This is a genomic window from Capnocytophaga gingivalis ATCC 33624, assembly GCF_000174755.1.
Lineage (GTDB): Bacteria > Bacteroidota > Bacteroidia > Flavobacteriales > Flavobacteriaceae > Capnocytophaga > Capnocytophaga gingivalis.
This window is the reverse complement of sequence record NZ_ACLQ01000010.1, coordinates 35,686-49,455: the sequence shown is the minus strand read 5'-3', so window position 1 is coordinate 49,455 and position 13,770 is coordinate 35,686. Positions and strand designations below refer to the sequence as shown.

The following is a 13,770-nucleotide window of genomic DNA, read 5'->3' as shown; positions in this document are numbered from 1 at the left end:
TTTTAATTATCAATTGTTAATTATCAATTGTTAGTTTTGTGATACGCATGCCTGATTTTTAAAACATTTGTAATGCCACAATTATTAATCATTAGTTGTCTATTACATCAAACTAAACAGAGAAATTATACGATTCCCTTGCATAATTGGCAACTAACAAATGATAATTATTTTTGTTGTTTTAAGAATACTAGTAAGCAACTTAATTACTTCTGCTGCATCTGTTTTTATGCTATATACTCTTTTGGAGTAATATAGTCTGTTCTTGATAGAAGTTCTAACCAATATAAGGTTTCATTTATTTCTTTTTGAGCAATAGCAAGCTTATGGATAAAATCTGAGGTGCTTTCAGAATGCTCTGATTCATATACCATAGCCCCAACAGAGGTGCCACTGCGTAAGACTTGCTTAGAAAGTACATATTCCTTTTTTCTTCTGTCAAATACTTATAAAGATTGACCATTCTCACAGCAAGCGCCATGCTCTTTCCCTTTAGTATATTTTCTTACATTCTTTTAGCTATTAACAATTGACAATTAACAATTAACAATTGATTTTGCTTTCCACTTGGCAATAAAGGCAGGCTTAGTACCTCCTTCTTTTTGGGCGCAGAGGAAGGTCTCTACAAGTGTTTTTTCAGGATTAAGGTAGTGACCATGGCTCTTGTAGCCCTGCATGGTATCTCCCAGAAAGGTCTCAGAAAGAAAATTGATATCATATTCCTGAATCACCCACTCACGATGATCTTTCTCACGCATCATATCCAGAGCCCATTGAGTATATTTCACATTATTGACATGGGAGTTCACATCCAAGTCACTGATTCTCACCTTGAAGTCACATATATGAATCATCTCCTCGGGGAGTAGTACACGTTCGGTCTGCATGGCAATCCCACCATCGAGGCGAGGGTGAAACATCTCTTGACTATTGGTCATATCGATAGGGTGGCGAGAGGCGATATCCATGGTAATCCAAGTAGAAGAGCTTTCTCCTATCTTGCGATCACCTACATAGAGCTCGAACTGGCGGAAGGCATGTACCCCCTGAACAGGTAGAGACCAAGTATGAATGGTTACCCGCTCGTTCCACTGAGGCCACTCATACATCTTGAGTTTTTGCTGGATCAGCGCCCAGAAGAAACCCTTTCGAACCAAGTCCTTATAGCCAAATCCTAAAGAGGCGGCATGCTCTGCTGCTATATCCTGCAACATACCCAATACGCCATAGAGACCTAATTGGTTATTCAAATTCACTTGTGTGCTACGTACCTTATAGGTTTCTGTAAATATAGATAACATAGTAGTTTTGAGTTTTATTTGTTGTTACTAAAGTAAATCAGTTTTCTTCTGTATACCGTTAGGAGCTTGGACTTGGAGATAAAGCCAATGTATTTCCCATTCTTGACCACAGGAAGGTTCCAAGCGGCGGTATTTTGGAATTTGTCCATGACTTGGTTCATTGTATCTTGTCCCATCTGGATCAGAGCCGGAGGGGGTTGCATCATCTCAAGGACAGATACTTTGTCATACAGCTCCTTTTCAAAGATCAGGTGGCGAATATCATCTAAAAGGATAACTCCTTCTAAACTGCCTTTTTCCCTATCCAGAACAGGGAAAATATTACGAGAAGACTCTCGAACGGCTTCATATACGACCCCCTTGAGCGTCATGTCCGTGTATACAGGGACAAAATTAGTCTCTATGACACTCTCCATATCCATGAGAGTCAGGATAGCCTGATCTTTGTCCTGATTGACCAATTCTCCTTTGCGTCCCAGCTCCATAGTATAGATAGAATATTTGTTAAAATACTTAGCTATAGAAAAGGAAACTACAGCGGTTACCATGGCAGGGACAAAGAGAGAGTAGCCGCCAGTGACCTCTGCAATAAGGAAAATAGCCGTAAGGGGAGCATGGAGCACCCCTGTCATGAGAGCTGTCATTCCAATCAAGGTAAAATTGGCCAAAGGTAGCTTGTAAGGGAGTATATCTATCTGGTTGATGATACGAGCAAAACAATTGCCCATCACTCCCCCCATGAAGAGCATAGGGGAGAAAATACCTCCCACGCCACCTGCACCAAAAGTGACTGAGGTGGCTACGACCTTAAATAGCACTAAGCCTCCTAAGAGAAGGATAACGACCCAAGGATTTTCCAAGTTCCATCCAAAAATATTGGAACTAATCGAGAGCTCAGGATGCCCTGCCTTCAGATGGTTAATCACCTCATGCCCTTCTCCATAGAGTGGTGGCATGACAAAGACCAAAAGCCCTAAGATAGCTCCTCCGATAACAATACGCAGATAAGCGGAAGAGAACTTAGAGAAAAACCGATTGACCCCCTCATATACAAAGGTAAAGTAGGCTGACATAAAGCCTCCTACGACCCCCAAGAGAAGGTAAAAAGGAATGTTGTGCATCAGGAAACTATCCCCTACATAGATCGGTAATAAGGCAGCATTGCCAAAGAAAATATAAGAGGTGAGTACTCCCGAGAGTGAGGCTACAAAGAGTGGTAACAGAGAGGAAAGGGTAAGGTCTAAACCAAAAACCTCTATAGCAAAAAGAATTCCAGCCAGAGGTACCTTAAAGATGGCAGCCAAAGCCGCAGCACAGGCACAGGCCAAGAGCAGCATCCTATCAGATTGGTTGATGTGGAACAGGCGAGCTACCTGTGAGCTAATTCCAGCACCTGTAACTACCATAGGTCCCTCCAATCCTACAGATCCCCCAAAGCCAATGGTAATAGGAGCTGTAAGTATGCTACCATAAGCCTGAAAGCGCTTCATGATACCCTTTTGCTTGGCCACTGCATATAGAATAGAGGGAATCCCATGGCTGACCTCCTTGCGGATGATATACTTCTTGACCCAGTAGACCAATAAGAAACCAACCGCAGGGAAAATCACATAAAAACCATAGTTGATATAGCGGATGATATTGCCTACCAAAACCTCCTCAATAAAGTGTGTAAGGGAGCGCATCGCCAGTGCTGCAAAGCCCGTAGCGACTCCAACTAACCCACAAAGTAGCAGTATAAACTGCCTATGAGTGAGGTATTGTGTTTTCCACTGTAGGAATTTTATATACCAACGCGCAGTCGTTCTCATTATAGTTTTGAACTCTAAGTTCTGAATTTTAAGTTATCTCACTAGTCAATTGTGAGTTATCGGTACTAACCACTAACCACTATTTGAACTCTTTTTCGTGTCGTTTGCGTTCGTTTTCGTCCAAATATATTTTTCTCAAGCGCATATTCTTAGGAGTTACCTCTACATATTCGTCTTTTTGAATATATTCAAGTGCCTCTTCGAGAGAGAACTTGATAGGAGGAGCGAGTTTCACTTTCTCATCAGACCCAGCAGCACGTACATTGGTGAGTTTCTTAGTTTTAGTCACATTCACTACGATATCCCCACTGCGAGAATTTTCGCCAATCACCTGACCTGTATAGATATCTTCTCCAGGGAAGATGAAGAAACGCCCTCTGTCCTGAAGCTTGTCCAAAGAGTAAGGAATAGCGGTACCCTGTTCCATAGAGATAAGAGATCCATTGATACGACCTGCTATTTCCCCTTTGAAAGGTTGAAACTCTAAGAAACGGTGGTGTATGATAGCCTCTCCTGCGGTGGCAGTAAGCAATTGGTTTCTCAATCCGATAATACCACGAGAAGGGATTAGGAACTTGATAACCATACGCTCGCCCTTAGGTTCCATACTGAGCATTTCCCCCTTGCGAAGAGTAACGAAATCCACGGCTTTACCACTTACATTTTCAGGGAGGTCTATGGTAAGTTCTTCTACAGGTTCACACTTTACGCCATCTATTTCCTTGATAATTACCTGAGGTTGTCCTATCTGTAGTTCATAGCCTTCACGACGCATGGTTTCGATAAGCACCGAGAGGTGAAGCACCCCACGACCATATACAATAAACTTGTCCGCACTGCCAGTGGCTTCCACCCGTAGAGCGAGGTTCTTCTCCAATTCGCGTTCCAAACGTTCCTTGATATGGCGGGAAGTAACGAACTTTCCATCTTTTCCAAAGAAAGGAGAGTCATTGATGGTGAAGAGCATACTCATAGTAGGCTCATCAATAGCGATGGTCGGAAGGGCTTCAGGGTTTTCGTAATCGGCAATAGTATCACCTATGTCAAAACCTTCCAAGCCAGCAATGGCACAGATGTCACCCGCTTGTACTTCTTCCACTTTCTTACGGCCTAAGCCATCGAAGGTATGTAGTTCACGTATTTTGGACTTAACAATTGTCCCATCGCGTTTTACAAGTGAGATATTCATACCTGCCTGAAGGGTGCCACGGTGTAGACGCCCAATAGCAATACGCCCAGTAAAGGTAGAATAGTCCAAAGAAGTAATAAGCATCTGTAGGCTACCTTCTTCAATCACAGGAGCAGGAATATGCTCCACAACCATATCCAAAAGAGGTTCTATAGATGTGGTGGGTTTGCGCCAGTCCTCGGACATCCAGTTCTGCTTGGCTGAACCATATACAGTAGGGAAGTCCAGCTGCCAATCCTCCGCACCCAGTTCGAACATAAGGTCAAATACCGCTTCATGCACCTCCTCTGGGGTACAGTTTTCCTTATCCACCTTGTTGATAACCACAATGGGTTTAAGCTTCATCTCAATGGCTTTCTGCAAGACAAAGCGGGTCTGAGGCATAGGCCCCTCAAAGGCATCTACCAATAGGAGTACTCCATCGGCCATATTCAGTACACGCTCTACTTCTCCTCCGAAGTCTGCGTGGCCAGGAGTGTCTATAATATTGATTTTGGTTCCCTTATAGTTCACCGAAACATTCTTAGAGAGAATTGTAATTCCGCGTTCGCGTTCCAAATCGTTGTTGTCCAAGATGAGATCACCTGTCTCTTGGTTGTCACGAAAGAGTGCGCAGTGGTGTAAGATTTTATCTACTAAGGTTGTTTTTCCATGGTCTACGTGGGCAATAATGGCTATGTTTCTGATAGCTGTCATATAAAATATTTTTAGGGGGCAAAAGTACGAAAAAGTTTTTAGTTTTTAGCGATTAGTTTTTAGTTATTTAACGTGAAGGGTCAATAGAGGCTCTTAGAAGCCTTATAAGCTAAAAAATAATTTGCCAATGTATCCACAAAATCTGATACATTGGCAAATGCATTAGCCAATATGTTAATTAGCCAATTATAGGAAGAAGGCTACTATAGCAGCAATAAGACCATAGACAAGCATAGGAATTACTGTTTTTTTCAGGATAGTACCCTCGGCATTATCGATGCCTAATACGGAGCAGCCTGCAATGATATTGTTGATACACACCATGTTCCCCATAGCCCCCCCTACCGATTGCAGGGCTAAGATAAGCGGTACTGAAAGCCCCGTGGCAGTAGCTACAGAATATTGAACTGCCCCAAAGGTAACATTGGAAATAGTATTGGAACCAGAGAAGAAAGCTCCTAAAGCGCCTAAGAACGAAGCAAAGGAGACCCAATGCTGTTGAGTAGCATCGGCCAGTCCCTTCCCTATGGTTTGGGTCATGGAATAATCATCCCCTACCATCATAAGCTTGACCATGATCATAGCTCCTACTAAGGCCAAGAAAGGTTTTTGTACCTGGAAAGCACTCTTGAGGTAGATATCCTTACACTTATTCCAAGAGAGAGCAAAGATAAAGAAGGAAATAACTACTGTAACTACAAAAGGAATAAGAGAAGGGGTATAGAGTAACTTATAGCTATCACCTACACCTGTCTTGAAAATATTTTCTACTGAAAATATGAGCCCCTTAGATACCTTGAAGATTCCCAATTCTCCCAAGGAGAACTCCAGCCATTCGGAGGAATCGTTAAGCATCGCTTTGAATGGCAATTGTTGTACACGGGTAAGTACCAAGATAATAATAAGTAATAGGGTAGGGGTAAAAGCTTTGATAAGTGTCTTAGCTGCAATGGGCTGTTTTTCTTTTTTCTGCTCTGTTTTAGCCAGTCCGATTCCCTTGCCTGCCAATAGTACGGATACAAATAGACCTATAGCTCCTCCTACCAAGGAAGGGAACTCATAGTTGAACTGGGCGATAAGTAAGTAAGGGACGGTGCAAGAGAGCACACTAAGAAGAATAAAGAGAATATTTTGCTTGATTTCTTTCCAAGAAACAATGAATCGTAGCGCAAGTATAGGAATAACAAAGGCAGCTACAAAATGGATAAGAGCAGAATATTTCCCAATGGAAGAGACATCCTCCCCACCTATAGTACCACTGTCTAAGAGTGTCTTGAAGCCATACCAAGTAGGAGTACCTACCGCCCCAAAGGAGACCGGTACGGAGTTCATTACCAAAGCGAGCATCACCACTTGCATTGGTTTGAAGCCAATACCTACTAAGATAGGTGCTGCAATGGCTACAGGAGTACCAAACCCACTGGCTCCCTCCAGCATAAAAGCAAAAGCCCAACCTATGATCATCAGCTGTGCTACTGGGTTCTCACTGATATTGCCCAGCCAGCTTCTTAGGGTATTCATAGCTCCAGAGGTTTCCATCATACGATTGAAGAAGACTGCTCCGAAAATTACAGAAATAGGGGTGAATACTGAAATAATCGCTGAGACAACGTTGGCATTGAGCAATATAAATTCGTTTTTGAAATAGAATAATTGCAATATGTAGACAATTCCTGCAATCAAAGGAAGTGCTACATATGAAGGAAAAGCATTGCGCTTTACCATCAGGTAAATCAGTAGCACAATAGGGAAAATACTTAAGAAAAGATCCATGAGAAAAGTATTAGTAGGTTTTTATATCAAAAAACTTTAGAAAAGCCCTTTTTAACGCCGCAAATATATAACTTTTCATACATATAAATCGCTTTCTTTAACTTTTATTTAAGTATTAAAAGATAAAGAAATGAAGTGCTAAAGAGTTTATGTCGATTTTTTGTTCCTCGGATTCCCTAATCCTTGATATTTTCTCAATATTTAACATATGTTTGTGACTTGTTCTCAGGGACAATTCTTACTTTTGCGCCAAAATAAATATCTATTTTTTATGAAGAAATTAGTAGTATTGGCCGTAACAGCTCTATTCTTAGGAGCTTGCGGTGGAGGTAAATCTCCAGAAATGAAACGCTTAGAGAACGAACAAAAAGCCTTATCACTTCAGAGCAAGATCAATGACTTGCAAATGCAACTTGTAAAAGAACAAGCTACCAATGAGAAATTAAAACAAGAGGCAGAAAGCATTAATAGTCTTGCTAATAGTAGCGCCTCTGCTTTCTCCGATGCAGAATCTGCTTCTGCTTCTGCAGCTAAGGCAAAGAAGGCACAACGTGATCTAAAGAAAGCTCAGAAAGTAAACAAAGACTTGGCTAACAGTAACAAGAAAGTTCAAAAGCTCGAAAAAGAAATTAGCAGAGCTCAACAAAAACTTGCCAAAACAGGAGTACAAGTAGAGTTTACACAACCTGCCAACTAAGAAGGTATACTATCCCTCTTCACTTTTGATAGAGAGTTCCAACCAGCGATCACTTTTTTCCTCCAAGAGAGTTAATACTTCACTGAGAGCTTGGGATTGTTCCTGTAGTTCTTCGCTGGAGAGTGCCTCTTGAGTAAAATGTGCTTCAATGGTTGCCTTCTGAGCTTCTAACTGAGCAATTTCCTTCTCCAAGCGAGACAATTCACGTTGCTCATTTTGAGAAAGAGTACTATTAGCCCCGCGCCATGAGTTCTTCGTGGCAGGGGCTTTTTCCTCTTTTGGAGTTTCCCTGACAGAAGACTGTTCATAGGTGAAATAATCAGAATAGTTGCCAGGAAAGTCCTGTACCTCACCCTCTCCTTTGAAAACAAAGAGGTGATCTACAATCTTATCCATGAAATAACGATCATGGGAGACAATCACCAAGCAACCCTCATAATCCAAAAGGAACTCTTCTAAGACATTGAGCGTAACGATATCAAGGTCATTGGTAGGCTCATCCAGAATCAGGAAGTTCGGATTCTGAATCAGGACAGTACAGAGGTAGAGACGCTTGCGCTCACCCCCACTGAGTTTCTCTACATAGTCATATTGTTTCTTGCGATCAAAGAGAAAGCGTTCCAATAGTTGTGCTGCCGAAAGGGTACGCCCCTTGAGCAAAGGGATATATTCGCCATATTTCTTGATCACATCTATTACCTTTTCCTGTGGGTTGATCTCAATTCCTTGTTGGGTATAATAGCCAAACTGTACAGTTTCTCCTATGATAATCTTACCGGCATCAGGGGCGATTTTCCCAGTAAGTAAGTTTAGGAAGGTACTCTTGCCCGTACCATTCTTACCAATAATTCCTACCCTTTCCCCACGCTTGAATACATAGGAGAAGCGGTCAAGGATCGTTTTCTCAGGAAATTTCTTCACCACATTGTGCAGTTCAATAATCTTGCTCCCTAGGCGTTGCATAGCGATTTCCAGCTCTACCACATGTTCGCGACGGCGCTTTTGGGCTTGTTCCTTGATCAGGGCAAAGTCATCAATACGCGATTTGCTCTTGGTGGTACGTGCCTTAGGCTGGCGACGTATCCAGTCTAACTCACGTACATATAGGTTCTTTGCTTTTTCTTGAGAGGCTTGTTCCTGATCAAGGCGCTGCTGTTTTTTTTCCAAGAAATAAGTATAGTTCCCTTTGTAACTATAGAGGGTACCTTCGTCCAATTCTAAAATTTCATTACACACCCTCTCTAAAAAGTAGCGGTCGTGGGTTACCATGAAGAGGGTCATCTTTTCCTTGGCAAAGAAATTCTCCAACCACTCAATCATCTCAAGGTCAAGGTGGTTGGTAGGCTCGTCAAGGAAGATAAGGTCGGGCTTGCTAATGAGCACATTAGCAAGGGCGAGCCTTTTGCGTTGCCCTCCAGAGAGGTGCTTGATAGGCAAGTGTAGGTTAGTGAGTTTCAGCTGAAAGAGGATTTGCTTGTATTGGGTTTCAAAATCCCAAGCCTCGTGCCGCTCCATAGCTTCAAAAGCTTTTTGGTAGGCTACTTCGTCTTCAGGGTGTTCCAAGGCATGTTCGTACTGCTGAATGACCTTGAGTATAGGATTTTCCTCTTGGAAGATATAGTCCTCAATAGTCAACTCTTCTGGCAGCGCAGGTTCCTGAGAGAGAAAGGCTATTTTCAGTCCCTTGCGAGAGACTACCTGCCCTGTATCGGGCGTGTCCTGACCAATAAGGATTTTTAGGAGCGAGCTCTTACCCGCACCATTCTTAGCGATGAGGGCTATTTTTTGGTCTTTGTTGATACCGAAAGACACATTTTCGAAGAGCACTCGCTCCCCATAGGCCTTGGATATGTTTTCTACAGATAAATAATTCAAATTGAGGGTGTTTTAAGAGTTTGTTATTAGTCTTTGAGAAAGATTACTTCGTCTTTTACAGGGATATGTTGTTCTATAAAATAGGCTTTTAAGGCTTCATAATCCTTATATTCAATCCACAGATGTAGGATGCGACCTTTTTCTTTTGTGAATAAGTCTAAGAAGGGCTTACTCATTTTATATCTCTCCTCTGAGAGGTTGAAAAAATAAGCCATTTTGATAGCATCTTTATCCAAAGAATATAAAATCTGTTCTTTATAATGTATTTTTAGCTTCTCCCCACGGATAACGAGGGTGTATAGGGTGTACTTGTACTCTTTAAAAATCATTATGAGTATATAAATGATTATCGAAGCGGTAGCTACTACCAGAAGAATACGTAACAAAAAACCTATTGGGTCAAGAGTATCTGTTAGAAAGCTATGACTTACGCCACTAACAAAAAAAGTAGTTAGCATGAGTAGTAATATTCTGTTTCCCCATTCCATAGCAGTAAGGCTCCTTCCTTGGATAGTTAGGTGAGTCATAACTTTCTAACTTTTTGAAAGAAGTTGCTTGGCGTGTTCCCTTGCCGATTCGGTAATATCTTTTCCTCCGAGCATCTGGGCGATTTCCTCTATGCGCTGCTCTGGGCTAAGTTCTTGGAACTGGGTGGTGGTGCGGCCTGCGATGTCGGTTTTGTATATCTTGATATGTACATCTCCTTTGCTAGCTACCTGTGGAAGGTGAGAGATAGCAAATACCTGACGGCTTTGGCTCATCTGTTTCATGATCTCTCCCATTTTGTGGGCTATCTCACCGGAGACTCCCGTGTCTATCTCGTCAAAGATAATGGTAGGTAGCGCTATTTTGGTAGCTAAAATATGCTTGATAGTGAGCATGATACGAGAGAGTTCCCCACCAGAGGCGGTTTTCTTGAGCAACCCGAAATTCCCCCCTTTGTTGGCGGAAAAGAGGAAAGAAAGGCTGTCATTTCCCTTGGCTTGGTAGTGCTCGGTAGGGGTTAGGCTGATTTGGAACTGCGCATTGGGCATCCCCAAGTCCTTAAGAGAATCCTGTAGGCTCTTGGTGAGCCTAGGAATTACCTTCTCACGTACCTTGTGGAGTTTTTGAGCAAGTGTGCTGAGGGTTTGGAAGGCCTTCTCTACTTCTTTTTGGGCAATCTCTATATCCCCTTCTATATTTTCCATTTGGGAGACTTTCTCTTCCAAAGCCTCTTTGATAAGGATAAGTTCAGAGACGGTACTTACCTTATGTTTTTTCTGTAAGTCATAGAGTTTTTGGAGTTTTTTCTGAGCACGGGCGAGCTTCTTGGGGTCGAACTCCACGTTCTCGGCTAGGTCATATACCTCGCGGGAGAGGTCATCCAACTCTATATAGGCGGCATCGATACGTTCGTAGAGTTCGCTGTACTGAGGCGAATAGCTACTTAGGGTGGAGAAGAGCGAGGAGAGATCGCGCATTTGGGTCATGATTCCCTGTTCCTCTTCGGCCAAGAGATTCGCTGCTTCAGTGAGGTTGTCCCTGATGGTCTCACTATTGGAGGCTTGGTTGTAGAAAGCCTCCAGTTCTTCTTGCATACCTTCCTCCAGCTCAATCTCCTGTAGTTCGGAAAGTACAAAAGTATTGTAATCGTGTTCCTTTTGGGTATTTTCCTGAAAGGTCTTGAGTTCTTGGAGCTTTTTGCTTTCTCCTTTGTATACCTTTAGAGCGGCTTGGTATTCCTCCAATAAGGATGTATTCTCAGCTAAAGAGTCTATGAGAAAGAATTGGAAATCTTCCTCACTGAGTTGCTGGGTATCGTGCTGGGAGTGGATATCAATGAGAGTTTTTCCTAAGGAAGAAAGAACATCAAGGGTTACAGGACTGTCGTTGACAAAGGCACGAGACTTACCCGAAGAGAGAATCTCCCGACGAATAATGGTCAGTGGTTCATAGTCCAATTCTTCCTGCTGGAAAAAATCAGCCAGGCCATAGCTTGCTATAGCAAACTCAGCTTCTACTACACATTTTTCTTCAGGATTTCTCAGCGCACTCAGGTCTGCCCGACGGCCTAAGACCAAAGCAAGCGCATCTAGGAGGATAGACTTCCCAGAGCCTGTCTCTCCTGTGATAATAGTAAAGCCCTTAGAGAAATGAATCTTGATGTCCTCAATAAGGGCAAAGTTCTTGATAGCTAATGATTGTAACACGAATTCAATGATTAATGTTCAATGATTAATGTTCAATGATTGAATAACATATAGTATTAATCATTGCAGGCATTAATCATTATTGAAGGTTTCCTATAAAAAATATTCCATAACATTCCTGATTCTCAGTAAGATGTAGGAAATCTTTCAGTTTGGGGGCAAAGGCAGGGGTTCCCCAATAACACCCCAGCTCATAGGCAGTACATAGCAAATACATATTCTGTACCGCCATGGCTACAGCAGCGACTTCCTCCCATTGGGAAACCTTTCCGCTGAATTCCACAGCAATGGAGATAATGGTATCTGCTTTGGCCACTTTCTGAGCGAGAGCATTGTAAGTATCCTCGGAGAACTTCTCTGCGGGGACATGCCCTTTGTAGAGGCGCTGGAGTTCGGCACCCAAGGCTGTTTTCTCTTCTCCACGGAAGGCTTTCAGGCGCCAAGGCTTGGTTTTCTTATGGTTAGGCGCATAAGTGGCGATGTCCAAGATATCCTCGATAATCTCCTCAGGGATAGGTGTTTCGGTATAGTCCGCAGGGAAAATACTCTTGCGGGACTTGATAATGTGTTTTATGAGAGTTGCAGTGGTATTCATGATCAATTTTAGAGTTAATAATGATTAAGGTCAACTGAGTAATTATTGGTGCAAATATACAAAATATAATGGTTAGTGATTGAGTTTTTTACCTTCAGCGTACTCAAAGGGAAATCAAGCGAATTACAAGTGTTCAGAACGAACCTACTTACCATTTGAGATTATCTGCGATTTTTCTGTCATTGGAGAGGTGTTGTACCTTGTTCTGTCCGCCGAACTTACCTTGACTCTTCATATACTCCACAAAAGTGCCCTTCGGGACACAAGTGATCTTGAGTCTTTGTAGGATTTTTCCCTCTATCAGGTCTTTGTAGTAGCTGTTCTGTGCTTGAAGACCTTGGTCAAGAGTATTGGCAAAGGTCTCTATGTCCTCTGGGAGTTTTTCGAATTCAATAAACCACTCATGGTAAGGGAGTTCCCCAGGGGCAGGATTCACCTGAGGGGCTACGGTGAACTCACTGACCTCACCCCCTGCTTTGCTTACTGCTTGGGCAAGAGCTTCCTCTACTTCCTTGGCAATGACATGTTCGCCAAAGGCGGAAATAAAGTGCTTGATACGCCCTGTTACCACGATACGGTAAGGGGAGAGACTGGTGAACATGACAGTGTCTCCCATGTTGTAGCCCCATAAGCCTGCATTAGTGGAGACAATAAGTACGTAATTCACGCCCAGCTGTACGTCCTTGAGAGAAATGCGCTTTGGGTTTTCACTGAAGAAGGTATCAGCTTCGACAAACTCATAAAAAATACCAGAGTTGAGCAACAAGAGCATACCCTTTTCGTTTTGGCTATCTTGATAGGCGAAAAAGCCTTCGCTAGCAGGATAAAGCTCTATAGAATCCACTCTACGCCCGATCAGATGCTCGAACTTCTGGCGGTAAGGTTCGTAGTTGACCCCTCCGTAGATAAAGAGTTGGAAGTGGGGAAACAGCTCTCCTATGGGCTTATGAGATTTCTCTTGTAGTCGTTCGAAGTACATTTGTACCCAGGGGGGGATTCCACTGATTACGGTCATATCCTCCTTGATAGTTTCCTTGACAATAGCATCTATTTTTGTTTCCCAATCCTCTATACAGTTAGTCTCCCAAGAGGGCATTCGGTTTCTTTGTAGGTATTTGGGGACATAGTGGGCAGAGATTCCAGAGAGTCTTCCTAAGAGGATGCCATTTTTCTTTTCCAAGATAGGGCTTCCCTGTAGGAAAATCATTTTACCATTTACAAAATCCGCCTTCCCTGTTTGGGCTATATAGCACATAATGGCATCACGAGCCGCTTGGATATGATAAGGCATCGACTCTTTGGTCAGGGGGATGTACTTAGCCCCACTGGTTGTGCCAGAGGTTTTGGCAAAGTAGAGCGGCTTACCAGGCCAGAGGATATCGGACTGAGCTTCCTTCACCCTTTCGATATACGGCGAAAGAGCCTCATAGTCTCGGATAGGTACTTGCTTTATGAAATCTTCATAAGAGTGGATTTGGTCAAAGTGATGCTCCTTGCCAAAGACTGTATTTTTAGCTTTTTGTATAAGGGAGTTTAGGATTTTCTCTTGGGTAGGGATGGGATCTTTCGCCCAGAGATCAATCTTCTTGCGTATATATTGAGCCCATTTTCGGGCGAGAAAACTTTTTATACTCATAGTAT

Annotated in this window: 10 protein-coding genes and 1 pseudogene; 1 reads left to right on the top strand and 10 read right to left on the bottom strand. The window is 42.7% G+C overall.

Annotated features, from left to right (window positions below; genetic code table 11):
- Positions 1 to 153: 153 nt before the first annotated feature.
- From CAPGI0001_RS02860 to CAPGI0001_RS02840, 5 genes and pseudogenes are all read right to left on the bottom strand, one after another.
- Positions 154 to 481, bottom strand: a pseudogene (locus CAPGI0001_RS02860) (four helix bundle protein).
- A gap of 55 nt (positions 482 to 536) precedes the next feature.
- Positions 537 to 1,301: an acyl-[acyl-carrier-protein] thioesterase gene (locus tag CAPGI0001_RS02855; protein WP_002666775.1), complete on the bottom strand. Its 765-nt coding sequence runs from the start codon at positions 1,299 to 1,301 to the stop codon at positions 537 to 539.
- 14 nt (positions 1,302 to 1,315) lie between these two features.
- Positions 1,316 to 3,112: a chloride channel protein gene (locus CAPGI0001_RS02850; protein WP_002666828.1), complete on the bottom strand. Its 1,797-nt coding sequence runs from the start codon at positions 3,110 to 3,112 to the stop codon at positions 1,316 to 1,318.
- 79 nt (positions 3,113 to 3,191) lie between these two features.
- Positions 3,192 to 4,997, bottom strand: coding sequence for a translational GTPase TypA (gene typA, locus CAPGI0001_RS02845; RefSeq protein ID WP_002666502.1), 1,806 nt, complete (start codon positions 4,995 to 4,997; stop codon positions 3,192 to 3,194).
- A 186-nt stretch (positions 4,998 to 5,183) separates the two neighbouring features.
- Entirely contained in the window at positions 5,184 to 6,770 is a 1,587-nt protein-coding gene (locus CAPGI0001_RS02840) for an L-lactate permease (protein ID WP_002666500.1), read from the bottom strand.
- A 271-nt stretch (positions 6,771 to 7,041) separates the two neighbouring features.
- Here CAPGI0001_RS02840 and CAPGI0001_RS02835 point away from each other — a divergent pair, with 271 nt between their 5' ends.
- Positions 7,042 to 7,467: a hypothetical protein gene (locus CAPGI0001_RS02835; protein ID WP_040359472.1), complete on the top strand. Its 426-nt coding sequence runs from the start codon at positions 7,042 to 7,044 to the stop codon at positions 7,465 to 7,467.
- Between the two features lie 9 nt (positions 7,468 to 7,476).
- Here the strand turns inward: CAPGI0001_RS02835 and CAPGI0001_RS02830 are convergent, their stop codons facing one another.
- The 5 genes from CAPGI0001_RS02830 to CAPGI0001_RS02810 all read right to left on the bottom strand — a co-directional run bounded on the left by CAPGI0001_RS02830 (position 7,477) and on the right by CAPGI0001_RS02810 (position 13,765).
- Complete coding sequence (locus tag CAPGI0001_RS02830) at positions 7,477 to 9,342, bottom strand: ABC-F family ATP-binding cassette domain-containing protein (protein WP_002666708.1); 1,866 nt, start codon at positions 9,340 to 9,342, stop codon at positions 7,477 to 7,479.
- 26 nt (positions 9,343 to 9,368) lie between these two features.
- Complete coding sequence (locus CAPGI0001_RS02825; RefSeq protein WP_002666550.1) at positions 9,369 to 9,869, bottom strand: hypothetical protein; 501 nt, start codon at positions 9,867 to 9,869, stop codon at positions 9,369 to 9,371.
- Between the two features lie 6 nt (positions 9,870 to 9,875).
- Positions 9,876 to 11,534, bottom strand: a complete 1,659-nt coding sequence (gene recN, locus CAPGI0001_RS02820) for a DNA repair protein RecN (protein ID WP_002666441.1) — start codon at positions 11,532 to 11,534, stop codon at positions 9,876 to 9,878.
- Between the two features lie 79 nt (positions 11,535 to 11,613).
- Entirely contained in the window at positions 11,614 to 12,129 is a 516-nt protein-coding gene (locus CAPGI0001_RS02815; protein ID WP_002666784.1) for a nitroreductase family protein, read from the bottom strand.
- A gap of 148 nt (positions 12,130 to 12,277) precedes the next feature.
- Entirely contained in the window at positions 12,278 to 13,765 is a 1,488-nt protein-coding gene (locus CAPGI0001_RS02810) for a GH3 auxin-responsive promoter family protein (RefSeq protein ID WP_002666673.1), read from the bottom strand.
- Positions 13,766 to 13,770: the final 5 nt, after the last annotated feature.

Bases quoted from the DNA above. Each gene is read 5' to 3' on its own strand.
- CAPGI0001_RS02835 (WP_040359472.1), top strand. From the start codon at position 7,042: ATGAAGAAATTAGTAGTATTGGCCGTAACAGCTCTATTCTTAGGAGCT.
- CAPGI0001_RS02850 (WP_002666828.1), bottom strand. From the start codon at position 3,112: ATGAGAACGACTGCGCGTTGGTATATAAAATTCCTACAGTGGAAAACA.
- CAPGI0001_RS02810 (WP_002666673.1), bottom strand. From the start codon at position 13,765: ATGAGTATAAAAAGTTTTCTCGCCCGAAAATGGGCTCAATATATACGC.
- CAPGI0001_RS02825 (WP_002666550.1), bottom strand. From the start codon at position 9,869: ATGACTCACCTAACTATCCAAGGAAGGAGCCTTACTGCTATGGAATGG.
- CAPGI0001_RS02815 (WP_002666784.1), bottom strand. From the start codon at position 12,129: ATGAATACCACTGCAACTCTCATAAAACACATTATCAAGTCCCGCAAG.
- CAPGI0001_RS02855 (WP_002666775.1), bottom strand. From the start codon at position 1,301: ATGTTATCTATATTTACAGAAACCTATAAGGTACGTAGCACACAAGTG.
- typA (WP_002666502.1), bottom strand. From the start codon at position 4,997: ATGACAGCTATCAGAAACATAGCCATTATTGCCCACGTAGACCATGGA.
- CAPGI0001_RS02840 (WP_002666500.1), bottom strand. From the start codon at position 6,770: ATGGATCTTTTCTTAAGTATTTTCCCTATTGTGCTACTGATTTACCTG.